The organism is Caballeronia sp. ATUFL_M2_KS44, from assembly GCF_023630965.1.
Lineage (GTDB): Bacteria > Pseudomonadota > Gammaproteobacteria > Burkholderiales > Burkholderiaceae > Caballeronia > Caballeronia concitans.
In genome coordinates this window covers 194,265-218,686 of record NZ_JALQEA010000028.1, presented here as the reverse complement: position 1 = coordinate 218,686, position 24,422 = coordinate 194,265, and the positions used below count along the sequence as shown (strand labels likewise).

The following is a 24,422-nucleotide window of genomic DNA, read 5'->3' as shown; positions in this document are numbered from 1 at the left end:
CGTCGGTCTGACGGCTGACGTCCGCGAACTACACTCAACTTGGAGTCGACACATATGGCAACCATCAAGGTAGACGTCGTCAGCGCGGAAGAGCAAATCTTCTCGGGCCAGGCGAAGTTCGTCGCGCTGCCGGGCGAAGCGGGTGAGCTGGGCATTCTGCCGGGCCACACGCCGCTCATCACGCGTATTCGTCCGGGCGCGGTGCGCATCGAGGCGGAAGACGGCACGGAAGAGTTCGTGTTCGTGGCTGGCGGAATTCTCGAAATTCAGCCGGGCATCGTGACCGTGCTCGCCGATACCGCCATCCGCGGCGCCGATCTCGACGAAGCGAAGGCCGAGCAGGCGAAGAAGCGCGCCGAGGAAGCGATTCAAAACAACACCTCGGAGCTCGAATACGCCACGGCGCAAGCCGAACTCGCGTATGCGACCGCTCAGCTCGCAGCAATTCAGCGTCTGCGCAAGGCGCACGCGAAGCATTAAGCAGCGCTAGCAACACGCTTCGTAAGCAGTTGAAGAAAGCAGCCTTCGGGCTGCTTTTTTTATGCGCGCGGCTTTGCCTGCAAAACTGCATATCGAACATGCGAAGCGCCGCTGATCGCTCAAGCGCTTGATTCAAAGCGGTTTCCGAAATCCGCTGCGGGTAACACTCAATGCCCGCACGTTCGACCGGCGTGCACAATGGCCTTCCAATGAGCCTACATTCGGCGGAGACCATCGATGGCAACTGAACCGACGCAGGCCGGCGCGCAGATCGAACCACGCGACGGGCTTTCCTATGTCCGCGGCGCGACCGATATTCCCTTGAGCGACGCCACCGTGCCGCGCTTCCTGCTCGACACCGTCGGCCGATTTCCGGACCGGCCGGCCGTCGTGTTCCGCGAGCAGGGCATCCGCTGGACGTGGCGCGAGTTCGCCGATCAAGTCGATGTGCTCGCGAGCGGACTGCTGGAACTCGGAATCGAAGCGGGTGATCGCGTCGGTATCTGGTCGCCGAATCGCGTGGAATGGCTGCTGACGCAGTTCGCGACCGCGCGCATGGGCGCGATCCTCGTCAACATCAATCCGGCGTATCGGCTGGCGGAACTCGAGTACGCGCTGAACAAGGTCGGTTGCAAGGCGATCGTCGCGGCGGAACAGTTCAAGACGTCGAAGTATCTGGAGATGCTTCAGACGCTCGCGCCCGAACTCGCCGATGCCGAGCCGAACGCGCTGCACGCAGCGCGGCTGCCCGAACTTCGCACGGTGATCCGCATGGGCGACACCGCCACGCCCGGCATGCTGAATTTCGATGACGTGATGCGCCAGGGCCGCGCTGCCCTCGACACGGCGCGGCTCGACGCGCTGGAAGCGAAGCTGTCCCCCGACGACGCGATCAACATCCAGTTCACGAGTGGCACGACGGGCAATCCGAAGGGCGCGACGCTCACGCATCGCAATATCGTCAACAACGCGCGATACATCGCGATGGCGATGCGCCTCACCGAACAAGACTCGCTGTGCATCCCGGTGCCGCTGTATCACTGCTTCGGCATGGTGCTGGCGGTGCTCGCGTGCGTCTCGACCGGCGCCGCGATGATCTTCCCCGGCGAAGCGTTCGATCCCGTCGCGACACTCGCCGCCGTCCACGAGGAAAAATGCACCGCGCTGCACGGCGTGCCGACGATGTTCATCGCCGAGCTCGATCACCCCGACTTCGCGAAATACGATCTCAGCCGATTGCGCACCGGCATCATGGCGGGCTCGCCGTGTCCGATCGAAACGATGAAACGCGTCGTTTCCACGATGCATCTGGCGGAAATCACGATCGCGTACGGCATGACGGAGACGAGCCCCGTGTCGTTCCAGAGTTCGACGACGGACCCGCTCGACAAGCGCACGACGACCGTCGGCCGCATTCAGCCGCATCTCGAAGTGAAGATCGTCGATCCGCTCGGCGAGATCGTGCCGGTCGGCGAGACGGGCGAACTCTGCACGCGCGGCTATTCGGTGATGAAGGGCTATTGGGGCGACGACGCCAGGACGCGCGAAGTGATTATCGACGGATGGATGCACACCGGCGACCTCGCCACGCTCGACGCGGATGGCTACTGCAATATCGTCGGCCGGCTAAAGGACATGGTCATTCGCGGCGGCGAGAATGTTTATCCGCGTGAAATTGAAGAATTCCTGTTTCGGCATCCGAAGATCCAATCGGTGCAAGTGTTCGGCGTGCCCGACGAAAAGTACGGCGAGGAAGTCTGCGCGTGGATCGTGGTGCGGCCCGGCGAACAGGCAAGCGAGGACGATATCCGCGCGTTTTGCCAAGGGCAGATCGCGCATTACAAGATTCCGCGCTATATCCGTTTTGTCGACGAATTGCCGATGACCGTGACCGGCAAGGCGCAGAAGTTCGTGATGCGCGCGCGCATGATCGACGAACTGAAACTTGCCGAAGCCAAAACCGCGTGAACGCGCCGCTGTAGCGCGCCGGAAAAGACAAAGGGAGCGCGTTGCGCTCCCTTCTGTCAAGGAACACCCGTTGGGCACACGAGGCGCAAACGTTTGTTCAAGCGAAAAAAAAGCGGGCCTGGAGCCCGCTAAAAACCACACGCTACGGGGTTAGCGCGAGGAGACCAACTGTGGGAGACTTCGATACCACATCGAAGAACGATCCCAACACGGATGCCCCTGAAAAGAGCTTCGAACTGTGCCGACCATCGAGACACGCGGCATTTGCACTGCGCGCCCGAACCCATCCGTGTTGAAACCGTTTGAACAGATTGTGGGCGAATTGAATCCGGATCGCCGTAACAAAGTGTTTCAGGTTGTAACTCGCATATGGGGAAATGTGATTAAACATTCTCGCGCAAATTCTGCATTTGTCGTTCAAATGTTGTCTTTTATTCAGGGCATTTATTCTGTTGTCGGCGATTATCGGCAAAATGCGATTTTTTGGGTCAGCGGCCTTTAAGCGATTCGTACGAGAAATAGCACGTGCGGACGGATGAAAATCGATTTCACGCAGAGATTACGCTCGTTTCTCTCATCAAAAACCAATCTTGGAGACTTGCATGACCATCGACGCAGCCTTGCTCCGCTATTACCGGGAGGTCGCGGAAGCGTTCCCGCCGCTCGGACCGGACGCCGATGCGCCCGCGATACGCCAGCGGTTCAAGGACGTAGCGCAAGCCTACGCGCGCGCGCGTGACGACGCTGTGACCGTCGAGGAGATTGAGATTGCTTTACAGGCGCGGACGCTTGCCGCGCGCATTTACAAGCCGAAGGCGACGTCCGGCCCGCTGCCGTTGCTCGTGTATTTCCACGGCGGCGGCTGGGTGGTCGGCGATCTCGATACGCACGACGCGCTCGTTGCCCGCCTCGCGCGCGACGCGCAATGCGCGGTGGCGAGCGTCGATTATCGCCTCGCGCCCGAGCATCCGTTTCCCGCGCCCTGCGATGACGCCCTCGACGCGCTGATCTGGTTCGCGGAGCATCGCTCGCGGATGGGGTTCGCAACCGACCGTCTGGGCGTCGGCGGCGACAGTGCGGGCGCGCATCTGGCCGTCGTCGCGGCGCGCGGCGCGAACGAGCGCGTGGCGGGACTCGTCGGCCTGCAACTGCTGCTTTATCCGGTGATGCGCCGGCAATTCGAGAGCGCGAGCTGCATCGCCAACGCGAACGGGCCGGGTCTCACGAACGACGAAATGAAGTGGTACTGGACGCAATTCCTGTCCGGCGTCGCGCCCGGCGATCACGACGTGCGCGCCTTCCCGCTCGCCGAGCCGTTCGAGCGCACGCCGGCGCGGGCGCTGATCGTCGCGGCGGCCTACGATCCGCTGTACGACGACGCCTTCGAGCTTCAGCGCTTCCTCGAAACGAACGGCGGCCGCGTCGAAATGATCGATGCCAACGACATGACGCATGGCTTCGCGCGGCTGCACACGCAATCGGACGCGGCGCTCGGCTGGTTCCGGACGATCGGCGAACGCGCAGGCGAGTTGCTGCGCGCCGAGCGATGAGCGCTTACTTGAGCCACTTGTCGACGACCGCCTGAAACTCGCCGGTCGATCGCGCGAGGTGCAGCCATTGATCGACATACTGCTGCCACGCGATATCCCCGCGCGGCAGCAAATAAGCCTTCTCGCCGAACTGGAACGGCTTGTCGGGATGCACCGAGCACAGGCCGGGATTCAGTTTCTGCTGGAGCAGCGTTTCGGACGCATCGGTGACCATGACATCGGCTTGGCCGTCGAGGATCTGCTTGAAGATCGTCACGTTGTCCGGATACTCGATCAACTGCGAGTGCGGGAAGAACTGCTTCGCGAAGCGTTCGTTGGTCCCGCCGGGATTGACGATCGTGCGCACGCCCGGCTGATCGATCGCCGCGACGGTCTGGTATTTGTCGACGTCGGCGCAACGCACGATCGGCGTCTTGCCGTCTTCCATGTACGGCGCCGTGAAGAACGCGCGCTTCTGGCGATCGAGCGTGGTCGAGACGCCGCCCACCGCGATATCGCATTTCGCGATGAAGTCGTTCATCAAATTCGACCACGACGTTTTCACGTACTCGGCCTTCGCCCCGAGCGATTTGGCGAGGTTGTCCGCGAGATCGATATCGATGCCTTCGAACTGCCCGTCCGGCCGCAGGAACGTGTACGGCTTGTAGTCGCCGGTGGTGCAGACGCGCAGCGTGTGACGCGCGAGGATGTCGTCGAGCCGGGATGCGGTCGGCGCGGCCGGCGCGGGCGCGGCTTGCGCGACGCTGCCGGCCTGAACCGTCTGGGCGTGCGCGACGCCCGACGTTGAAAGCGACCACGCAAAGGCACACGCGGCGAGACAGAAGGACGTGCGTTTCATCGATGCTCCTGAGTTGTTGTAATGGCGATGAGGCGGCCATCGATGATAGCGAGCACGCGGGCGTCTGAACATCGTCTCGAAAATAGGCGCGCCGCGCGGATTTGCCGCCGCGCTGCCACGAAAACGGGCAGCCGGTCCGGTAGAATGGACGATTCTCTTCTGGCTTCAGCACCGAGCGACGTGGCACAGACTCTTCTCAACGACACTTTCCTGCGTGCGCTGCTGCGCCAGCCGACCGACTACACGCCGATCTGGCTCATGCGCCAGGCGGGCCGCTATCTGCCCGAATACAACGCCACGCGCGCGCGCGCCGGCAGTTTCCTCGGGCTGGCGAAGAATCCGGATTTCGCGACGGAAGTGACGCTGCAGCCGCTCGAACGCTTTCCGCTCGACGCCGCCATTCTGTTCTCCGACATCCTGACCGTTCCCGACGCGATGGGCCTCGGCCTGAACTTCGTGCAGGGCGAAGGTCCGCGCTTCGAGCGCACCGTCCGCACCGAAGACGACGTGAAGCGCCTGGCCGTGCCGGACATCGACGCGACGCTGCGCTATGTCACCGACGCCGTGAGCCAGATCCGCCGCGCGCTCACCGACGCGCAGGGCCGCCAGAAAGTGCCGCTGATCGGCTTTTCCGGCAGTCCGTGGACGCTTGCCTGCTACATGGTGGAAGGCGGCGGCTCGGACGACCATCGCACGGTGAAGTCGATGGCTTATGCCCGGCCGGACCTGATGCATCGCATTCTGGACGTCAACGCGCAAGCCGTGACCGCGTATCTGAACGCGCAGATCGAAGCGGGCGCGCAAGCCTTGATGATCTTCGACACATGGGGCGGGGCGCTTGCCGACGGCGCGTATCAGCGCTTTTCGCTCGACTACATCGCGAAGGTGGTCGCCGGCTTGAAGCGCGAGCACGACGGCGCACGCGTGCCGGTCATCACGTTCACGAAGGGCGGCGGGCTGTGGCTCGACGAGATCGCCGCGACCGGCGTAGATGCGGTCGGCCTCGACTGGACGGTGAATCTCGGCGTCGCGCGCGAGCGTGTAGGCGACCGCGTGGCGCTTCAGGGCAACATCGACCCGGCCGTGCTGTTCGCGCCGCCTGAGACGATTCGCGCCGAAGCGCGCGGTGTTCTCGAGAGCTTCGGGAATTTTCCGGGCCACGTCTTCAATCTGGGCCACGGCATTTCGCAATTCACGCCGCCCGATCACGTCGCCGAACTCGTCGACGAAGTTCACCGGCACAGCCGTAAAATGCGCGCGGCGTAATGAAGGCGAAATGATGCTGCGGTGCAGCGTCGGCCGCATCGCCCGTCCTTTGCGGCGCGCCGAGATGTCAAGATCGACTTATGCACATTTTGTTCGTTGCGTCGCGCCATCAGACATATGGACGCACGCGGCCAATAAAGTCGCTCTATTCTCGTCGCAAGTATCTGATTTCTAACAACTTTAGCGAGTCTTGTCCGGAATGTGGGCAAACGCACATAAGCGATTCGTGACATTCCTTCGGGCCGCGCCGCGCGGACTTCTCAACAAAGTTATCCACAGCCCTGTGGAAAGCGCGGGAAATCTAAAAATAATCGGCTACTTACGGCCGATTGTGATGTTTCACTTTAACTTCGCTACGCGACGGCCTGTCGCACCGTGTGCACGTTTCACGGCGAGCTTTTTCGCCCGCGCCGGACGATGACCGACGTTTTCGTGCGCGTTGCCATCGATCAGCCGATGCCCGTGCTGTTCGACTACCGCTATTCGCTCGCTGCCGATCCCATCGCCGGCAAGCTCGTGCTCGTGCCGTTCGGACGACGCGAGGTGGTCGGGCTGATTTGCGAAGTGCTATCGGCGACGGATGTTCCGGCGAACAAGCTGCGCGACGTCAGCAAGATCTGCCTCGATTGCCCGCCGCTTTCGGCGCAATGGATCGCGCTGGCGAGTTTCGCGGCGGACTACTATCAGCGCGGACTCGGCGAAGTGGCGTTGCCCGCGCTGCCGCAGGCGTTGCGCGATGCCTCGCGCTGGGAACGCCTGCTCGCGGTGGAGGAGCGCTTCAGCCTGCTGCCGTCCGGACGCGCCGAAATCCACGATGCGTTGCCCGCGCGCGCGACCGCGCTGCGTCGGCTGGCGGATGCGCTCGCGGCGGAAAAGTCGCTCGGCTTGTCCGATGCCCGCGCGCTGCATCCGAAAGCCGCCGCGATCTTCGACGACTGGCTCGCGCGCGGATGGATCGAGCGGGCCGCGCCTGAGACGCCGCCGCAGCATCGATCGCCGACCGGCGCCGCGCAGCTTCCCCGACTGACCGACGAACAACGCGACGCGGTGACGGCCATCGCCGGCGCGCAAGGTTTTGCGCCGTTCCTGCTGCACGGCGTGACGGGCAGCGGCAAGACCGAGGTTTATCTTCACGCGCTCGCGGAAATGCTGTCCGCGCAGCCGGATGCCCAGGCGCTCGTGCTCGTGCCGGAAATCAACCTGACGCCGCAGTTCGAAGCGGCGTTTCGCGCGCGATTCGCGGCGCTCGCGGCGGGTTCCATCGTCACGATGCACAGCGGACTCGCGGAAGGCGAACGCGCGCGGAACTGGCTCGCGGCGCATATGGGAAGCGCGCGGATCGTGCTGGGAACGCGGCTCGCGATCCTCGCGTCGCTGCCGAAGCTCGCGATGATCGTCGTCGATGAGGAACACGATCCCGCGTACAAGCAGCAGGAAGGTTTGCGCTATTCGGCGCGCGATCTGGCCGTGTATCGCGCGAAGCAACTGGATATTCCGGTGGTGCTCGGGTCCGCGACGCCATCGCTCGAAACCTGGTGGCAGGCCGAGCAGGGCCGCTACACGCGCCTGACGCTCACGCGCCGCGCCGTGGCCGACGCCGCGCTGCCAGCCGTGCGGCTCGTCGATCTGGAAGAGGCACGGCAGCGTGGCCGCGCATCGGTGGAAGGGCTGTCGGGGCCGCTGATCGCCGCGCTGAAATCGCGGCTCGAACGCGGCGAGCAAAGTCTCGTGTTCCTGAATCGCCGTGGCTACGCGCCGATCCTTTCCTGCGAAGCGTGCGGCTGGGTCGCGGGCTGCCCGCGCTGCAGCGCCTACGCCGTGCTGCACAAGCCCGAGCGCGCGCTGCGCTGCCACCATTGCGGCTGGGAATCGCGTATTCCGAAGTCGTGCCCGGAGTGCGGAAACATCGATATCGCGCCGATGGGACGCGGCACGCAGCGCGTCGAGGAGACGCTCGCGAGCGTGGTGCCGGGCGCGCGCGTGTTGCGTATCGACGCCGACAGCACGCGCCGCAAGGGCAGCGCCGAGGCGCTTTTCTCCGATGTCCACGCGGGCGAAGTCGATATTCTCGTCGGCACGCAGATGATCGCGAAGGGACACGACTTTCGCCGCGTGACGCTCGTCGGCGTGCTGAACGCCGACACCGCGCTCTTTTCGCACGACTTCCGCGCGAGCGAGCGGCTTTTCGCGCAGCTCACGCAGGTCAGCGGCCGCGCGGGCCGCGCCGGTCTGCCGGGAGAAGTGCTAATTCAGACGCGTTATCCGCGTCACGCGCTGTATCTGGCGTTATCGCGGCAGGACTACGTCGGATTCGCCAACGCGACGCTCGCCGAGCGCCGCGACGCGCGCCTGCCGCCGTTCGTCTATCAGGCGATGCTGCGCGCCGAAGGTCGCACGCTGGAGGCGGCCATCGCGTTTCTCGAAGAAGCGGCGGCGGTGTTTGCGCCCTTGCCGGGCGCGGATCGCGTGACGGTCTACGATCCGGTGCCGCTCACCATCGTGAAAGTGTTCAACGTGCATCGCGCGCAATTGCTGCTGGAAAGCGGATCGCGGGCCGCGCTGCAGTCCGCGTTGCGCGCGTGGCAACCGGTCCTGCGCTCGCTCAAGGGCGTGTTGCGCTGGAACGTGGAAGTCGATCCGCTCGACGTCTGAGCGCGTTCAGACCTTCGCGCCCGAGCGCTCGCCCTGCGCGGGCGCCGTTTCCTGGCGCGATTCATCGACCGCATCCGTGCGCGCCGACGCCCCGCGCACGAACAGCACGACGCAGATCGCGAAAATGATCCAGGCGCCGACAACCCACATCCAAGTACTCATGCTCCTCTTCTCCCCGTAAGCCCCAAGCCGCGTCGTTGGCGGGCGTCGCCTTTATATCGGCTCCGGAGCCGCATTTACTTAGGGCTTTGTCCCAAAAAACTTGAGTTAGGGAAACTACTAGGCAATTTCCGCCATCCGCCAGCCAGCGGGCGAATGGCGCAAAGCCTTGTGGCACAACGGTTTGAACGGGGTGCAACCATCTCGGAAACATCGGTTGCACCTTTTAAATCAGCGGGGTACGATTCGCCAACTTTTTGGTCTCTGGCCGGGTGGGCACGACCGGCAAACGAAGGAATTATGGCGAGCACAACCCTTGGCGTGAAAGTCGACGATTTGCTGCGGTCCCGGCTGAAAGACGCCGCCACGCGGCTGGAACGCACCCCGCACTGGCTCATCAAGCAGGCGATCTTCGCCTATCTCGAACGCATCGAGCATGGCCAGCTTCCGCCGGAACTGTCGGGCGTGAACGGCGCATCCGATCTGAGCGACGCCGCTTCCGTCGACAGCGACGAAGACGGCGCGCCGCATCCCTTTCTCGATTTCGCGCAGAACGTGCAGCCGCAATCGGTGCTGCGCGCGGCGATCACGGCGGCGTATCGCCGGCCGGAGCCGGAGTGCGTGCCGTTCCTGATCGGCCAGGCGCGGCTGCCGACCACCGTCGCCGCCGACACCGAAAAGCTCGCGACGAAGCTCGTCGAAGCGTTGCGCGCGAAGAGCACGGGCGGCGGCGTCGAAGGGCTGATCCACGAGTTCTCGCTGTCGAGTCAGGAAGGCGTCGCGCTGATGTGCCTCGCCGAAGCGCTTCTGCGCATTCCCGACCGCGCGACCCGCGACGCGCTCATCCGCGACAAGATCAGCAAGGGCGACTGGCGCTCGCACATGGGCCAGGCGCCGTCGCTGTTCGTGAACGCGGCGACGTGGGGCCTGATGATCACCGGCAAGCTCGTGACGACGAATAGCGAAGCGGGCTTGTCGTCGGCGCTGACGCGCATGATCGGCAAGGGCGGCGAACCGCTGATCCGCAAGGGCGTCGACATGGCGATGCGCCTGATGGGCGAGCAGTTCGTCACCGGTGAGACGATTTCCGAAGCGCTCGCGAACAGCCGCAAGTTCGAAGCGCGCGGTTTCCGCTACTCCTACGACATGCTCGGCGAGGCGGCGACGACCGAGGAAGACGCGCAGCGCTACTACGCGTCCTACGAGCAGGCGATTCACGCCATCGGCAAGGCGGCGGGCGGGCGCGGCATCTACGAAGGCCCGGGCATCTCGATCAAGCTCTCGGCGCTGCATCCGCGTTATTCGCGCTCGCAGCAAGAGCGCACGATGACCGAACTGCTGCCGCGCGTGCGTGCGCTGGCGCAACTCGCGCGCCGCTATGACATCGGCCTGAACATCGACGCCGAAGAAGCGGATCGCCTCGAACTCTCGCTCGATCTGCTCGAAGCGCTGTGCTTCGATTCCGAACTCGCGGGCTGGAACGGCATCGGTTTCGTGGTGCAGGGATATCAGAAGCGCTGCCCGTTCGTGATCGACTATCTGATCGATCTGGCGCGACGCAGCCGTCATCGTTTGATGATTCGTCTCGTGAAGGGCGCGTACTGGGACACCGAAATCAAGCGCGCGCAAGTCGACGGCCTCGAAGGTTATCCCGTCTACACGCGCAAGATCTACACGGACATCTCGTATCTCGCGTGCGCGAAGAAGCTGCTCGCGGCTCCTGACGCCGTGTATCCGCAATTCGCGACGCACAACGCGTTCACGCTTTCGGCCATCTATCACCTCGCGGGGCAGAACTACTATCCCGGCCAGTACGAATTCCAGTGCCTGCACGGCATGGGCGAGCCGCTTTACGAAGAAGTCACCGGCCGCGACAAGCTGAACCGTCCGTGCCGCGTGTATGCGCCCGTCGGCACGCACGAAACGCTGCTCGCGTATCTCGTGCGGCGTCTGCTCGAAAACGGCGCGAACACGTCGTTCGTGAACCGCATCGCGGATGAATCGATTCCGGTGAAGGATCTCGTGCAGGATCCGATCGACGAAGCGCAGAAGATCACGCCGCTCGGCGCGCCGCACGCGAAGATTCCGCTGCCGCGCCAACTCTACGGCAACGAGCGCCTCAATTCGATGGGCCTCGATCTGTCGAACGAGCATCGGTTGGCGTCGCTGTCGTCGGCGCTCTTGGCGAGCGGCAATCATCCGTGGCAAGCCGCGCCGATGCTCGAAGGCGGCACGGCCGTCCACGGTGTCGCGCGCGACATCCGCAATCCGGCGGATCATCGCGATGTGGTCGGCGCGGTGATCGAAGCGTCGTCGGAACAGGTGAGCGCCGCGCTCGCGAACGCGGTGGCCGCCGCGCCCATCTGGCAGGCGACGCCCGTCGAAGATCGCGCCGACTGCCTCGCGCGCGCCGCCGATCTGCTCGAAGCGCAAATGCACACGCTGATGGGCCTCATCATCCGCGAGGCGGGCAAGTCGCTGCCGAACGCGATCGCCGAGATTCGCGAAGCCGTCGATTTCCTGCGCTACTACGCGTCGCAGATTCGCGCGGAGTTTTCCAACGACACGCATCGTCCGCTCGGGCCGGTGGTCTGCATCAGCCCGTGGAATTTCCCGCTCGCGATTTTCATGGGTCAGGTCGCGGCAGCGCTCGCGGCCGGCAATCCGGTGCTCGCGAAGCCCGCGGAACAGACGCCGCTGATCGCCGCGCAAGCCGTGCGGATTCTGCGCGAGGCCGGCGTGCCGGCGGGCGCGGTGCAACTGCTGCCGGGCGATGGCGAGACCGTCGGCGCGGCGCTCGTCGCGGATTCGCGCACGCGCGCCGTCATGTTCACCGGCTCGACGGAAGTGGCGCGCCTCATCAACAAGACGCTGTCCGAGCGCCTCGATCCCGAAGGCCGCCCGATTCCGCTGATCGCCGAAACCGGCGGCCAGAACGCGATGATCGTCGATTCGTCGGCGCTCGCGGAGCAGGTCGTCGCGGACGTGATGCAGTCGTCGTTCGATTCCGCCGGCCAGCGCTGCTCGGCGCTGCGCGTGCTTTGCCTGCAGGACGACGTCGCGGACCGCACGCTCGAAATGCTGACCGGCGCGATGAAGCAGCTCGCCGTGGGCAATCCGGACCGGCTGTCGGCGGATGTCGGCCCGGTCATCGATATCGACGCGAAGCGCAGCATCGACGCGCACATCGCATCGATGCGCGAGAAGGGTCGCAAGGTCGTGCAACTGCCGCTGCCGGAAGGCTGCGCGCAAGGCACGTTCGTGCCGCCGACGCTCATCGAACTGGACAGCATCGACGAGTTGAAGCGCGAAGTCTTCGGGCCGGTGCTGCACGTGGTGCGTTATCGCCGCGCGTCTCTTGATAAACTCCTCGACCAAATTCGCACGACGGGTTACGGACTGACGCTCGGCATCCACACGCGAATCGACGAAACCATCGCGCATGTGATCTCGCGCGCGCACGTGGGCAACATCTACGTGAACCGCAATGTGATCGGCGCGGTGGTCGGCGTGCAGCCGTTCGGCGGCGAAGGTTTGTCCGGCACGGGTCCGAAGGCGGGTGGCGCACTGTACTTGCAGCGTCTGCTCGCCAAGCGCCCGACCGGCTTGCCGAAGTCGCTTGCGAGCACGCTCGTCGTCGATGAAACCGCATCCGCCGATACGCCCGCCGCCGCGCTTGCCGCCTTGCGCGACTGGGCCATCGGCGAGCGCGATCCGCAGACCGCCGCGCGTTGCGACGGTTATCTGCAGCACGTGCTGGCGGGCGCGACCGCCGTGCTGGCCGGCCCGACCGGCGAGCGCAACACGTACACGCTGAGCGCGCGCGGCACGGTGCTGTGCGTGGCATCGACGGAAAGCGGGGCGCGCGCGCAGTTCGCCGCCGTGCTGGCGACGGGCAACAAGGCGCTCTTCGCGGGATCGGCGGGCGAGCAATTGGCCGCGTCGCTGCCGGCGTCGCTGAAGGCGCATGCAGCGGTGAAGAAGGATCCCGCAGCCGGCTTCGATGCCGTGCTGTTCGAAGGCGACAGCGACGAACTGCTGTCGCTCGTGAAGGAAATCGCCAAGCGCCCCGGGCCGATCGTATCGGTGCAGGGCGTCGCGGCGGGGGCCTTCGCCGACGCTGGCCACGACGGCGAAGACTACGCGCTCGAACGTCTGCTGACGGAACGCTCGGTGAGCGTGAACACGGCGGCGGCGGGCGGCAATGCGAATTTGATGACGATCGGTTGAGACGTTCGCGGCGCTCGGTTCAACAAATTCAAACAAACGGCAGCCGGCACGGCGATCCCGGCAGAAGCTGCCATCCACACTGGTACTAGGAGAAGCTATGAAGTACACGATGAACAAGCTGGCGGCAGCCCTCACGCTCGCCGGCCTGTCGCTGACGGGGACCGCGTTTGCCCAGCAAGCCGAGGACGTGAAGGTCGGTTTCGCCGGCCCGATGACCGGCGCGCAAGCGCACTACGGCAAGGACTTCCAGAACGGCATCACGCTCGCGGTCGAAGATTTCAACGCGACGAAGCCGGTGATCGGCGGCAAGCCGGTTCGCATCGTGCTGGATTCGGCGGACGACCAGGCCGACCCGCGCACGGGCACGACCGTCGCGCAGAAGCTGGTGGATGACGGCATCAAGGGCATGCTCGGCCACTTCAACTCGGGCACGACCATTCCGGCATCGCGCATCTACGCGAACGCGGGCATTCCGCAGATCGCGATGGCGACCGCGCCGGAATACACGACGCAAGGTTTCAAGACCACGTTCCGCATGATGACGTCCGACACGCAGCAGGGTTCGGTCGCGGGCGAGTTCGCGGTGAAGACGCTGAAGGTCAAGAAGATCGCTATCGTCGATGACCGCACGGCATACGGCCAGGGTCTCGCCGACCAGTTCGAGAAGGCGGCGAAGGCCGCGGGCGGCACCATCGTCGATCGCGAATTCACGAACGACAAGGCTGTCGACTTCAAGGCGATTCTGACCAAGATCAAGTCGACGAATCCGGACCTCGTGTACTACGGCGGCGCCGATTCGCAAGCCGGCCCGATGGTCAAGCAGATGAAGACGCTCGGCTTCCGCGCACCGCTGATGGCGGGCGAAATGGTGAAGACCGACACGTTCCTGAAGATCGCGGGCGACGCGGCTGACGGCACGGTGGCATCGCTGGCCGGTCTGCCGATGAACGAAATGCCGGGCGGCGCGGCATACGAAGCGAAGTACAAGAAGCGCTTCAACGAAGACGTGCAGACGTACTCGCCGTACGCTTACGACGGCGCAATGGCCATGTTCGACGCGATGAAGGCCGCGAACTCGACGGATCCGGCGAAGTACCTGCCGGTGCTCGCGAAGACCGACATGCAGGGCGTGACGGCGAAGCATCTGTCGTACGACGCGAAGGGCGATCTGAAGAACGGCGGCATCACGCTGTACAAGGTTGTCGGCGGCAAGTGGACGACGCTGCAAAGCGTGGGCGGCAAGTAAGCGTCACGCTTCAGGCTTCGAGGCTTCGAGGCTTCGAGGCTTGATCGGAACGGCCCGGTTCGCGAAAGCGGCCGGGCCGTTTTGTTTTTTGCCGACAAACCACTCAATCCGACGCCTTCCCGCCTCGCTTATACCCCGTCACCATCGCGCGAATGAGGCCTTCGCGTGTCCACATCGTCATGAGCACCGCCGCCGCGACGTGCACGCAAACGCAAATCTCGATGATCAGCGAAAGCCACGTATGAATCTCCTGCGGCCAGTCTTCGCCCCAGAAGGCATCGAGCCGCATGAGCCATCCCGACACGCCGAGCGCGAGAATCAGGAACCACAGAAAGAGCGCCATCAGGCCGCCAAGCGGATTGTGCGACCGATGATGCGCAGGCCTTCCCGCCGCGAGCGAGCGCACATAGTGCCGCAGTCGCGCGGGCGTGGGCCACCAGGCGGAGAAGCGCGCATTCGCCGAGCCGACGAAGCCCCACACGATGCGCGCCATCACCAGTCCCGCCGCGACGTATCCCAATAGCCGATGCGTGGCATCGGTCGGTCCGAACAGATTCCACACGACGATGCCCGCCACCGTCCAGTGCGTGAGCCGGACCCAGATGTCCCACACTTTTACGCGCATCGGCATGAGAGACGGCGCGCTCAGTCGACTTCGGACTTCACGACATCGAGCGTTTTCGTGTCGTAGTAAATCTCGACTTTCTTGCCGTCCTTGTCGTGACCGTAGATTTCGTAGCAGTTGCCATCGACCTTGAACTTGCGGATCTTGTAGCCCTGCGACTCGATCTTCGCCTTCGCGTCCGATTCCTTCATCCACTCGCTTTTCGGATGCGCCGCGCAATCGGCCTTCGCGAACGCCGCGCCCGAAAAGCCCAGCGCCAAAGCAACCGCAACAATCTTAAGCATCGCTAACTCCCGGTGTTTTCGAGCGGATCACTCTACTGCCACCGGAAGTTAACTGCAAGCAAATCGAAAGCTAGAACTATCGCTTGCCTTGTTGCCGAATTTGTTCGAGCGTGGCGCCGGGCGTGCTCTGATCCTGCGGGATGCGAATCTCGATGACCGCGGGCAGCCCCGAACTCACCGCGCGATCGAACGCGGGCATGAACTGGTCCGTCGTCTCGACGAGTTCGCCGTGCGCCCCGAACGCGCGCGCATAGGCGGCGAAATCCGGGTTCGTGAGTCCCGTCCCGTGCACGCGATGCGGATAGTGCCGCTCCTGATGCATGCGGATCGTGCCGTACTGCGCGTTGTTCACGACGACGAAGATCACCGCCAGTCCGTACTGCATCGCCGTGGCGATTTCGTGGCTCGACATCATGAAGCAGCCGTCGCCGGCGAACGCGATCACCGTGCGCTCCGGATACAGCGACTTCGCGGCGATGGCGGCGGGCACGCCGTAGCCCATCGCGCCGCTCGTCGGCGCCACTTGCGAGCGGAAATGCCGATACGAATAGTGCCGATGCAGCCACGTCGCGTAATTGCCCGCGCCGTTCGTCAGGATCGAATCGGCGGGAATCGTTTCCGCGAGCTGGCGCATGATTTCGCCGAGCTGAACGTCGCCCATCATCGGCTTCGGCTTGCGCCATTCGAGATACGCGGCGTGCGCGGCTTCGGCGCTTCCGGCCCAGGGCACGTTGGCGGGCGGTTCCAGAGAGGCCAGAAGAGACGCGATCTCCGGCATGCCCGAGACGATCGGCAAATCCGCGCTATAGACGCGCCCGAGTTCCTCCGCGCCCTGATGCACGTGGATGAGCGTCTGCTTCGTCTTCGGGATGTCGAGCAGCGTGTAGCCGCCCGTCGTCGATTCGCCCATGCGCGGGCCGAGCACGAAGAGCACGTCGGCATCGCGCACGCGCGCGGCGAGCGCCGGATTGATGCCGAGGCCGACATCGCCCGCATAGTTCGGATGCTCGTTGTTCAGCGTGTCCTGAAAGCGGAACGCGCAGCCCGCGGGCAACTGCCAGCGCTCGATGAAGCGCGCGAAGTCTTGCGTGGCGTCCTGCGTCCAGCCGCTGCCGCCCGCGATCACGAACGGCTGCTTCGCATTCGCGAGCGTGTCGCGCAGGCGTTGGATCTGCGCCGCCGAAGGCGATGCCGCCACGCGCTGATATCGCGGCGCGGCGGGCACGGCGTCGCAGGCTTCGGTCAGCATGTCTTCGGGCAGCGCGAGCACGACCGGCCCCGGACGCCCCGCCGTCGCGACATGAAAGGCGTGACTCATGTATTCGGGCACGCGGCGCGGATCGTCGATCTGCGCGACCCACTTCGCCATCTGCCCGAACATGCGCCGATAGTCGATCTCCTGAAACGCCTCGCGATCCATGTGGTCGCGCGCGCATTGGCCGATGAGCAGGATCATCGGCGTCGAATCCTGATACGCCGTGTGCACGCCGATGGACGCGTGCGTCGCGCCCGGGCCGCGCGTCACGATGGCGACGCCCGGCCGGCCGGTCAGCTTGCCGACCGCTTCGGCCATGTTCGCCGCGCCCGCCTCGTGGCGGCACACGATGGTCTCTATCTGGCCGGTCTCGTCGTGCAGCGAATCGAGCACGGCGAGAAAGCTCTCGCCGGGCACGCAGAACACGCGCTCGACGCCGTGATGCACGAGCGCATCGACGACGAGACGCGCGCCGGTGGTTTGAGAGGAAGCGGTCGAAGCGGGGGAAACATCGGACGCCATGCGTAAAAGTCTCCTGTCGGTGCCGGCCAGCGCTCGGCGTCGCTGACCTGGGTCGCGTGAAAGCGGGTTGTCGGTTCTTCCGGCGCGGCTGCGCGCCGCGCGAGCGCCCTACAGCTTACGCCGCGACGCGCCGCCGTGGACGCCGCCGGAAGCGGAATCTTTTTCCGCGACGCGCTCGCCGAACGCGTCGCTGCCGTCCATCAGCCGAAATACCCCTTTTTCACACCCTTTATCCAGCGATAGGCGAGGCCTCAAGTTCGCAATAATGGCTTCACTGAAAAGCGGACACGACGAAACATCCGGCGGCGTCCGCCTCGCAAAGATCGCAGTTATTCCTCATCGGGGGCAAGTTTGAACATTCGTAAATTCATTGGCGCGAACAGCCGCGACGCACTGCGACAGGTTCGGGAAGCGCTCGGCCCCGATGCAATCGTGTTGTCGAACCGTACCCTCGACGACGGTTCCGTTGAAATCATGGGCGTCGCGGACAGCGATATCGCGTCCATTTCGCCCGCAGCGGAGCAGGCCGCATCGGCACCCGCGCCGTTTGCAAGCGCCACGCCGCGCGCCGCGCTCGCGCAGGCGGCGGCCGCTGCGGCCAAGCCGGCCGCGTCGAATCCGTATGCAAGCGGCGATGTGTTCTCGTCCGTGTTCGGCGCGAATACCGACGCCGACGACGAATCGCCCGCCGATGACGCATCGCGCACGATGGCCGATTCGAATCCGTGGCTGATCGAGCATGCGCGACGCATCGCCGAACAGGCCGCGACGCCGTCGAGCCGGCCGCTGTCGGCATCGTCGGCGATTGCGCGCGGTCTCGGCGTGCCCGTCGCGCCGAAAGCACCGGCCATCGACAAGCCCGAACCCGCGATCCACGCCCAGCGCCAGCCCGCGCCGGCGAAGATCGACACGCCCGAGTGGGCGCGCGAAGCCGCGCAGGTCGCCGCACGCCGCGCCGCGCAGAAGATCAACGCGAGCGCGCCGCAAGTGGACGCATCGCCGGCGGTGAACGTGCCGGCTGTATCGGCGGAAGGTGCGTTCGATGGCTTGCCCGCGAACGCGGCGGCTGTCGTCACGGAAGCGATCCGTGCGCGCATGGAGCAGGTCGTCAACGAAACCGTGATGAACGAGCTTTCGTCGATGCGCGCCATGATGGAAGAACACTTCTCGGGTCTGCTCTGGAGCGACCGCCAGCGCCGCACGCCGAGCGACGCCGTGCTGACCAAGCGTCTTTTCGCCGCCGGCTTTTCGGCGCAACTCGTGCGCATGGTCATCGACAACATGCCGGAAATGCAAAGCGCCGAGCACGCGATGGAATGGGTGCAGCAGGTGCTCGAATCGAATTTGCCGGTGATGGCGAGCGAAGACGCGCTGATGGAACGCGGCGGCGTGTTCGCGCTGATGGGCCCGACGGGCGTCGGCAAGACGACGACCACCGCGAAGCTCGCCGCGCGCTGCGTGATGCGCTTCGGCGCGAGCAAGGTCGCGCTTCTGACGACGGACAGCTACCGGATCGGCGCGCACGAGCAACTGCGCATCTTCGGCAAGATTCTCGGCGTCTCGGTGCATGCGGTGAAGGACGCGGCGGACCTGCAACTCGCGCTCTCCGAACTGCGCAACAAACACATCGTGCTGATCGACACGATCGGCATGAGCCAGCGCGATCGCATGGTCTCCGACCAGATTTCGATGCTGTGCGGCGCGGGTCATCCGGTGCAGCGCATTCTGCTGCTCAACGCGACGAGCCACGGCGACACGCTCAACGAAGTCGTGCAGGCGTACAAGAGCGCGGTCGATCAGCCGCCGCTCGCCGGCTGCATTCTGACCAAGCTCGACGAAGCGACGAATCTCGGCGGCGTGCTCGACACGGTCATCCGCTACAAGCTGCCGGTGCATTACGTATCGACCGGACAGAAGGTGCCGGAGAACCTGTACGTCGCGACCAAGCGTTTTCTGATCAAGAGTGCGTTCTGCATTCCGCGCGACGGCTCGCCGTTCGTGCCGCAGGACGAGGAAGTGCCGGCACTGCTCTCCGCATTGTCCGCGCGCGCGACGGCCGAACTTCATGAGGTTCGCTTTGGATAAGCTCGTGCTCGACCAGGCTGAAGGCCTGAGACGGCTTCTCACGCGTGCAGGTTCGCGCGTGGTGGCGGTCGCGGGCGGACCGGCGGGCATCGGCTGCACGTCGGCGGTGGTGAATCTCGGCGCGGCGCTCGCCGTGCATGGCAAGGATGTGCTCGTCATCGACGAGCGGCAGAACAGCGCATCGGTGACGCGCATGGCGGGGCTTTCGGATTCGCAGGCGCTCGCCGCGGTGATGTCCGGACGGCAAGCGCCGCAGGACGTGGTGACGCGCACGCCGCTCGGCTTTTCGCTGATCGCCGCGCCCCGCGACGAACGCGTGAGCCACGATGCCGCGCAGTGTCGCGCGCTGCTCGACGGCCCGGCGGACATCGTGCTGATCGATGCGCAGCTGGATCGGCATGGCGCGTTGTCGTCGCTCGCGGCGCAGGCGCATGACTTTCTGATCGTGACGCGCGTGGCCGCGGCGGCGATCACCGAGGCGTACGCGTGCATGAAGCGTCTGCATTACGCGCATGCGATCGGCCAGTTCCGCGTGCTGATGAATCATGTGCAGAACCCGGCCGATGCGGCGGTCGCGTTCGAGAACCTGTCGGGTGTGGCGAGCCGGTATCTGGCTGTGTCGCTCGTGCAGGCGGGATATGTGTCCGAGGATGCGCGCGTCGCTCGGGCGAGGGAGCTCTCGCGCTCGGCGGTGGAAGCGTTTCCGGCTACGGCTGCGGCACGCGATTACCGCCAGATCGCGGCGGAGCTTCTGCACTGGCCGATGCGGGCCGCGCCTGGTGCGCGCGACGCGGAAGCCGGAGACGATGCGCGGTTTTTGGTTGGCGAGTCTGACAAGGGCGGGCGGGAAACGGTGCGCAGAGCGCCGGCGTTTTCCGGCCATGCATTGAGCAGTACGGCGTCGATGTGATCAAGACAAAGGTGACCCAGATGTACAACGCCCAAGGCAAACTCTCGCAATCCGACGTGCTGACGCGCTATGCGCCGCTCGTGCGTCGACTGGGGTTGCAACTCGTCGCCAAGATGCCGGCGAGCGTGGATCTCGACGATCTGATTCAGGCCGGCATGATCGGCCTGATGGATGCGGCGAGCCGTTACAAGGAAGATCAGGGCGCGCAGTTCGAAACGTACGCGAGCCAGCGGATTCGCGGCGCGATGCTCGACGAACTGCGTGCGAACGACTGGCTGCCGCGCAGCATGCGCAAGACGTCGCGCGAGGTGGAATCGGCGGTGCACAAGGTCGAGCAGAGCCTCGGCCGGTCGGCGAGCGAGATGGAGATCGCCGAGCACATGCAGTTGCCGCTCGACGAGTACCAGTCGATGCTGCAGGACTTGCACGGCAGCCAGTTGATCTATTACGAAGACTTCGATCGTTCGGCGGATGACGAGCCGTTTCTGGATCGATACTGCGTGGATCGGTCGGACCCGCTGTCGGCGTTGCTCGACGATAGCTTGCGCGGCGCGCTGATCGAGGCGATCGATCGCTTGCCGGAGCGGGAGAAGCTGCTGATGAGCCTCTATTACGAGCGCGGGCTGAATCTGCGGGAAATCGGCGCGGTGATGGAAGTGAGCGAGTCGCGCGTGTGCCAGCTGCATAGCCAGGCGGTGGCGCGGCTGCGGGCGAAGTTGCGGGAGCAGGAGTGGACGGGCGTGGAGGCTTGAGCTTTTAGCTCAGGTTTCGTGGCTTGGCGCGGCGGCTGGGGTCTTGGGTGACTCGGCCGCTGTTGGTTTACGAGCGATGCAGGTTTACGCTCGGGTTGTTGGCAACTGGTGGTCAGCGCGTCGGCTGTTGCACGACAAAGATGGCGCGCCCGGCTGGGATCGAACCAGCAACCCCTGCCTTCGGAGGGCAGTACTCTATCCATTGAGCTACGGGCGCATCGGCGGAAGGCCTTGCTTGCAGGTGCCGAAAGGCGACAGCAAGACCCATGCGAATCCGAGAGAATACCTGTTTTCCGCAGATCCGTCCATCGCGCAGGGTTCGGCGGGCCGCGCGGCATCGGCGAAAATGCGGGTAAACGCCCGCTACACGCCTCGCCGCCCCTGCGCCTTCCGTTAAACGTTCCGTCTATAATCGACCGTGCCCTTGGCGACGCAAAGGGCAAAGCCGTAGCCGTCACGCTGTCTGAACCGACTCAATCAAAAAACGGGAGACGAGACAAGCATGAGCGAAGCCCCCCACGGAGCCCCGATCAGAACGCCCGGCCAACTCATCGCGGCGGTGATCGCGGGGTTCGGCATCCCGGTCGCCATCATCATTCTGCTGGCCGTCTACGTCGATTCCTCGACGCGCACCGGCGCCGGCACCAACATCGACGCTTCCGTCGTCGAGCGCATCGCGCCCGCCGCGAAGGTCGATATCCGCGACGCCAACGCGCCCCGCGTCTACAAAACCGGCGAGGAAGTGTTCAAGGCCGTCTGCTCCACCTGTCACGCGACAGGCACAGCCGGCGCACCCAAATTCGGCGATTCCGGCGCGTGGGCCCCGCGCATCGGCGAAGGCTACGACACGCTGCTGCACAACGCGCTCAACGGCAAGGGCGCGATGCCCCCGCGCGGCGGCACCAGCCCCGACGATTACAGCGACTTCGAAATCGCGCGCGCCGTCGTCTACATGGCGAACAACGGCGGCGGCAAGTTCGCGGAGCCGGCGCAACCGGCATCGGGCGCGGCGGCATCGACGGGCGCGTCGGCTCCAGGATCGGCATCGGCTCCGGCGGCTGCTTCGGGCGCCACCGAAAACGCGCAGGCCGCTGCCGCCGTCGCCGCGCTGGCGTCCGTGCCGCAGACGGCATCGGCTCCGGCTGCGGGCGCGCAAAGCGCGGATGCATCGCAAGCGGGCAAGGCGCTCTACGAACAGGTCTGCCAGGCGTGTCACGCGGCGGGCGTGCTGAACGCACCGAAGTTCGGCGATAAAGCCGCCTGGGCGCCGCGCCTCAAGGATTCGATGGATACCGTCTACAACTACGCGCTGCACGGCAAGGGCGCGATGCCGCCGAAAGGCGGATCGAATGCGCCGGACGCCGACGTGAAAGCCGCCGTCGATTACATGGTGAACGCGTCGAAGTAACGTCGCGGCGATAGAAAAAACCCTGCGCACGCATCACGCGTCGCAGGGTTTTTTTCGGGCGTCGATCAGCCCTTTTGCAGCATCGCCTTCAGCATCGCCATCCGGTCTTTCGGCGACAGCGGCGCTTCTTCCGCGGTCGGCGGCGGCGCATCGTCGAGCAGCATTTCGGGGATGAAGCGCGACGGCTCGCACACCACCGTCTCCCGCGCGCGCTTGCGCTTCTTGCACCAGTTCAGATGCAGACTGCGCTGCGCCCGCGTGATCGCCACGTACATCAGCCGGCGCTCTTCCTCGATGCGCGCATCGTCGACGGGACTGTCATCGTCCGAATTCCCCCGATGCGGCATGATGCCTTCCTCCACGCCCACCAGAAACACGTGCGGATACTCCAGCCCCTTCGACGCATGCACCGTCGAAAGCCGCACCGCGTCGGGATCTTCGTCCTTGCCTTCGAGCATCGACATCAGCGCGACGGTCTGGATCAGGCCGAGCAGATTCTTGCCGTCGTCGGAGAGACCGTCGGCGGTGTCGTAGCCGGTCTGTTCCGTTTCGGGCGACGCCTCCGGCTTCGTGCCCTTGCGCTTCAGCCACTCGCAAAACTCCAGCACGTTCTGCCATTTCGATTGAGCCTGCCGCTCGTCGAAGGCATCGTAGAGATAGGCTTCGTAATGGATGGCTTCCATCATGTCGTCGAGCACGGTGGTCGCCGGATCGCGCGCGGCGCGGTCGGACAGGCGGCGAATCCACTCGCAGAACGTGCGCAGCGGTTCGACCTGACGCGCCGACAGCCGCGCCTCGATGCCGCCCATGAACACCGCTTCGAACAGCGACACCTTCGCCGCGCCCGCGAACGCGCCGAGCGCTTCGAGCGTCGTGTTGCCGACGCCGCGCCGGGGCGTCGTGATCGCGCGGATGAACGCGGGATCGTCGTCGGGATTCGCGATCAGCCGCAAGTACGAAATGATGTCCTTGATCTCCGCGCGATCGAAAAACGACTGCCCGCCCGACAGCACATACGGAATGCGCTCGCGCCGCAGCACCTGCTCGAAAATGCGCGCCTGAAAATTCCCGCGATACAGAATGGCGTAGTCGCGAAACGCTGCGCGCCGCTCGAACTTGTGCGCCGACAGCCGGAACACGACGGATTCGGCTTCGTGCTCTTCGTCGTTGCAGCCGGTGACGGTGATCGTGTCGCCCATGCCGTGCTCGGACCACAGCTTCTTCTCGAAGAGCTTCGGATTGTTCGCGATGACGTTGTTCGCCGCCGTCAGAATGCGCACCGTCGAGCGATAGTTCTGCTCCAGCTTGATGACGTGCAGCTTCGGAAAGTCCTTGCTCAACTGCGCGAGATTTTCGAGCGTCGCGCCGCGCCAGCCGTAGATGGCCTGATCGTCGTCGCCCACGGCCGTGAACGCGGCGCGCGGGCCGGCCAGCAGCTTCAGCAATTCATACTGGCAGGCGTTGGTGTCCTGATATTCGTCGATCAGCAGATAGCGCAGGCGGTTCTGCCACTTCTCACGCACCTGCTCGTTCTCGGCGAAAAGTTGCGCGGGACGCAGGATGAGATCGTCGAAATCGAGCGCCTGATACGCATGCAGCGTCGCGGCGTAGCTGCGATAGACGATCGCCGCCTGATGCTCGTCCTCGTTGCTCGCGAGCACGGACGCCTGATCGGGCGAGACCATCGCGTTCTTCCACAGCGAGATGATCGACTGGATCTTGCGGATCAAGCCCTTGTCCGTGGTGCCGAGCTGCTCTTGAACCATGCCGAAGCAGTCGTCGGAATCCATGATCGAGAACTGCGGTTTCAGGCCGACGTGCTCCGCTTCCTGCCGCATGATCTGCACGCCGAGCGAGTGGAACGTGCAGATGGTCAACTGGTTGACCGGCACCTTGCGGCCTTCCTTGCCGGGCGTGGTGAGCGTCTTGCCTTCGAGCAGCTTCGCGGTGCGCTCGCGCATTTCGAGCGCGGCCTTGTTCGTGAAGGTGAGCGCGGCGATGTGCTTCGGCTCGAAGCCGCGTCCTTCGATCAGATGCGCGATCTTCTGCGTGATCACGCGCGTCTTGCCGCTGCCCGCGCCGGCGAGCACGAGACAGGGACCATCGAGATAGCGCACCGCTTCGCTTTGCGCGGCGTTGAGACCTGCGGACATCGTTCTGGACTTTGGAGAGTGAGGCGAGCGGCGAGCGGT

18 protein-coding genes and 1 tRNA gene are annotated in these 24,422 nt (G+C 64.8%); 12 read left to right on the top strand and 7 right to left on the bottom strand.

Annotation, left to right across the window (positions count from 1 at the left end; genetic code table 11):
* Nucleotides 1–54 precede the first annotated feature (54 nt).
* The 4 genes from NCR39_RS13615 (at nucleotide 55) to NCR39_RS13600 (ending at nucleotide 3,998) form a co-directional block, all read left to right on the top strand.
* A complete protein-coding gene (locus NCR39_RS13615; RefSeq protein ID WP_008352481.1) occupies nucleotides 55–480 on the top strand; it encodes a F0F1 ATP synthase subunit epsilon in 426 nt (141 codons plus the stop codon).
* 237 nt (nucleotides 481–717) lie between these two features.
* Nucleotides 718–2,448 (top strand): AMP-binding protein, encoded by a 1,731-nt coding sequence (locus tag NCR39_RS13610; RefSeq protein WP_250452640.1) that lies wholly within the window; start codon nucleotides 718–720, stop codon nucleotides 2,446–2,448.
* A gap of 238 nt (nucleotides 2,449–2,686) precedes the next feature.
* On the top strand, nucleotides 2,687–2,950 hold the full coding sequence (locus tag NCR39_RS13605) for a hypothetical protein (protein WP_250452639.1): 264 nt from the start codon (nucleotides 2,687–2,689) through the stop codon (nucleotides 2,948–2,950).
* 100 nt (nucleotides 2,951–3,050) lie between these two features.
* Complete coding sequence (locus NCR39_RS13600) at nucleotides 3,051–3,998, top strand: alpha/beta hydrolase (RefSeq protein WP_250452638.1); 948 nt, start codon at nucleotides 3,051–3,053, stop codon at nucleotides 3,996–3,998.
* Nucleotides 3,999–4,002: 4 nt separating this feature from the next.
* Here the strand turns inward: NCR39_RS13600 and NCR39_RS13595 are convergent, their stop codons facing one another.
* A complete protein-coding gene (locus NCR39_RS13595; RefSeq protein WP_250452637.1) occupies nucleotides 4,003–4,836 on the bottom strand; it encodes a transporter substrate-binding domain-containing protein in 834 nt (277 codons plus the stop codon).
* Nucleotides 4,837–5,016: 180 nt separating this feature from the next.
* On the opposite strand from NCR39_RS13595, the gene hemE reads away from it, so the two are divergent.
* Nucleotides 5,017–6,102, top strand: coding sequence for a uroporphyrinogen decarboxylase (gene hemE, locus NCR39_RS13590; RefSeq protein ID WP_350029672.1), 1,086 nt, complete (start codon nucleotides 5,017–5,019; stop codon nucleotides 6,100–6,102).
* A gap of 417 nt (nucleotides 6,103–6,519) precedes the next feature.
* On the top strand, nucleotides 6,520–8,754 hold the full coding sequence (locus tag NCR39_RS13585) for a primosomal protein N' (protein WP_250452635.1): 2,235 nt from the start codon (nucleotides 6,520–6,522) through the stop codon (nucleotides 8,752–8,754).
* Nucleotides 8,755–8,760: 6 nt separating this feature from the next.
* Here NCR39_RS13585 and NCR39_RS13580 read toward each other — a convergent pair whose 3' ends face one another.
* Nucleotides 8,761–8,916, bottom strand: a complete 156-nt coding sequence (locus NCR39_RS13580; protein WP_250452634.1) for a hypothetical protein — start codon at nucleotides 8,914–8,916, stop codon at nucleotides 8,761–8,763.
* Nucleotides 8,917–9,213: 297 nt separating this feature from the next.
* Between NCR39_RS13580 and putA the strand changes: the two genes are divergently transcribed.
* Nucleotides 9,214–13,143: a trifunctional transcriptional regulator/proline dehydrogenase/L-glutamate gamma-semialdehyde dehydrogenase gene (gene putA / locus NCR39_RS13575; RefSeq protein WP_250452633.1), complete on the top strand. Its 3,930-nt coding sequence runs from the start codon at nucleotides 9,214–9,216 to the stop codon at nucleotides 13,141–13,143.
* A 97-nt stretch (nucleotides 13,144–13,240) separates the two neighbouring features.
* Entirely contained in the window at nucleotides 13,241–14,389 is a 1,149-nt protein-coding gene (locus NCR39_RS13570) for a branched-chain amino acid ABC transporter substrate-binding protein (RefSeq protein ID WP_250452632.1), read from the top strand.
* 103 nt (nucleotides 14,390–14,492) lie between these two features.
* Here the strand turns inward: NCR39_RS13570 and NCR39_RS13565 are convergent, their stop codons facing one another.
* The 3 genes from NCR39_RS13565 to NCR39_RS13555 all read right to left on the bottom strand — a co-directional run bounded on the left by NCR39_RS13565 (nucleotide 14,493) and on the right by NCR39_RS13555 (nucleotide 17,075).
* Nucleotides 14,493–15,014 (bottom strand): cytochrome b/b6 domain-containing protein, encoded by a 522-nt coding sequence (locus NCR39_RS13565; RefSeq protein WP_250452786.1) that lies wholly within the window; start codon nucleotides 15,012–15,014, stop codon nucleotides 14,493–14,495.
* 20 nt (nucleotides 15,015–15,034) lie between these two features.
* Nucleotides 15,035–15,298 carry a PepSY domain-containing protein gene (locus NCR39_RS13560; protein ID WP_250452631.1) on the bottom strand — a complete coding sequence of 88 codons (264 nt, stop codon included), beginning with the start codon at nucleotides 15,296–15,298 and terminating at the stop codon, nucleotides 15,035–15,037.
* Nucleotides 15,299–15,374: 76 nt separating this feature from the next.
* Nucleotides 15,375–17,075: a thiamine pyrophosphate-binding protein gene (locus tag NCR39_RS13555; protein ID WP_250452630.1), complete on the bottom strand. Its 1,701-nt coding sequence runs from the start codon at nucleotides 17,073–17,075 to the stop codon at nucleotides 15,375–15,377.
* A gap of 351 nt (nucleotides 17,076–17,426) precedes the next feature.
* Here NCR39_RS13555 and flhF point away from each other — a divergent pair, with 351 nt between their 5' ends.
* The 3 genes from flhF to NCR39_RS13540 are packed head-to-tail and all read left to right on the top strand — an operon-like array spanning nucleotide 17,427 to nucleotide 20,822.
* The gene (gene flhF, locus NCR39_RS13550; protein ID WP_250452629.1) at nucleotides 17,427–19,160 is read left to right on the top strand and encodes a flagellar biosynthesis GTPase FlhF; all 1,734 of its coding nucleotides are present in this window, start codon (nucleotides 17,427–17,429) and stop codon (nucleotides 19,158–19,160) included.
* Nucleotides 19,153–20,070, top strand: coding sequence for a MinD/ParA family ATP-binding protein (locus NCR39_RS13545; RefSeq protein WP_250452628.1), 918 nt, complete (start codon nucleotides 19,153–19,155; stop codon nucleotides 20,068–20,070). The genes flhF and NCR39_RS13545 overlap by 8 nt, the downstream gene beginning before the upstream one ends.
* 20 nt (nucleotides 20,071–20,090) lie before the next feature.
* Nucleotides 20,091–20,822: an RNA polymerase sigma factor FliA gene (locus NCR39_RS13540; protein ID WP_040052846.1), complete on the top strand. Its 732-nt coding sequence runs from the start codon at nucleotides 20,091–20,093 to the stop codon at nucleotides 20,820–20,822.
* Between the two features lie 141 nt (nucleotides 20,823–20,963).
* Here NCR39_RS13540 and NCR39_RS13535 read toward each other — a convergent pair.
* A tRNA-Arg gene (locus tag NCR39_RS13535) sits at nucleotides 20,964–21,039 on the bottom strand.
* 285 nt (nucleotides 21,040–21,324) lie between these two features.
* On the opposite strand from NCR39_RS13535, the gene NCR39_RS13530 reads away from it, so the two are divergent.
* Complete coding sequence (locus NCR39_RS13530; protein WP_250452627.1) at nucleotides 21,325–22,230, top strand: c-type cytochrome; 906 nt, start codon at nucleotides 21,325–21,327, stop codon at nucleotides 22,228–22,230.
* 65 nt (nucleotides 22,231–22,295) lie between these two features.
* On the opposite strand, the gene NCR39_RS13525 is transcribed toward NCR39_RS13530, so the two are convergent.
* Complete coding sequence (locus NCR39_RS13525; RefSeq protein WP_250452626.1) at nucleotides 22,296–24,383, bottom strand: UvrD-helicase domain-containing protein; 2,088 nt, start codon at nucleotides 24,381–24,383, stop codon at nucleotides 22,296–22,298.
* Nucleotides 24,384–24,422 lie beyond the last annotated feature (39 nt).

Coding starts and splice junctions, on each gene's coding strand:
- NCR39_RS13615 (WP_008352481.1), top strand. CDS start 55: ATGGCAACCATCAAGGTAGACGTCGTCAGCGCGGAAGAGCAAATCTTC.
- NCR39_RS13610 (WP_250452640.1), top strand. CDS start 718: ATGGCAACTGAACCGACGCAGGCCGGCGCGCAGATCGAACCACGCGAC.
- NCR39_RS13600 (WP_250452638.1), top strand. CDS start 3,051: ATGACCATCGACGCAGCCTTGCTCCGCTATTACCGGGAGGTCGCGGAA.
- NCR39_RS13595 (WP_250452637.1), bottom strand. CDS start 4,836: ATGAAACGCACGTCCTTCTGTCTCGCCGCGTGTGCCTTTGCGTGGTCG.
- NCR39_RS13585 (WP_250452635.1), top strand. CDS start 6,520: ATGACCGACGTTTTCGTGCGCGTTGCCATCGATCAGCCGATGCCCGTG.
- NCR39_RS13580 (WP_250452634.1), bottom strand. CDS start 8,916: ATGAGTACTTGGATGTGGGTTGTCGGCGCCTGGATCATTTTCGCGATC.
- putA (WP_250452633.1), top strand. CDS start 9,214: ATGGCGAGCACAACCCTTGGCGTGAAAGTCGACGATTTGCTGCGGTCC.
- NCR39_RS13570 (WP_250452632.1), top strand. CDS start 13,241: ATGAAGTACACGATGAACAAGCTGGCGGCAGCCCTCACGCTCGCCGGC.
- NCR39_RS13565 (WP_250452786.1), bottom strand. CDS start 15,014: ATGCGCGTAAAAGTGTGGGACATCTGGGTCCGGCTCACGCACTGGACG.
- NCR39_RS13560 (WP_250452631.1), bottom strand. CDS start 15,298: ATGCTTAAGATTGTTGCGGTTGCTTTGGCGCTGGGCTTTTCGGGCGCG.
- NCR39_RS13555 (WP_250452630.1), bottom strand. CDS start 17,075: ATGGCGTCCGATGTTTCCCCCGCTTCGACCGCTTCCTCTCAAACCACC.
- NCR39_RS13540 (WP_040052846.1), top strand. CDS start 20,091: ATGTACAACGCCCAAGGCAAACTCTCGCAATCCGACGTGCTGACGCGC.
- NCR39_RS13530 (WP_250452627.1), top strand. CDS start 21,325: ATGAGCGAAGCCCCCCACGGAGCCCCGATCAGAACGCCCGGCCAACTC.
- NCR39_RS13525 (WP_250452626.1), bottom strand. CDS start 24,383: ATGTCCGCAGGTCTCAACGCCGCGCAAAGCGAAGCGGTGCGCTATCTC.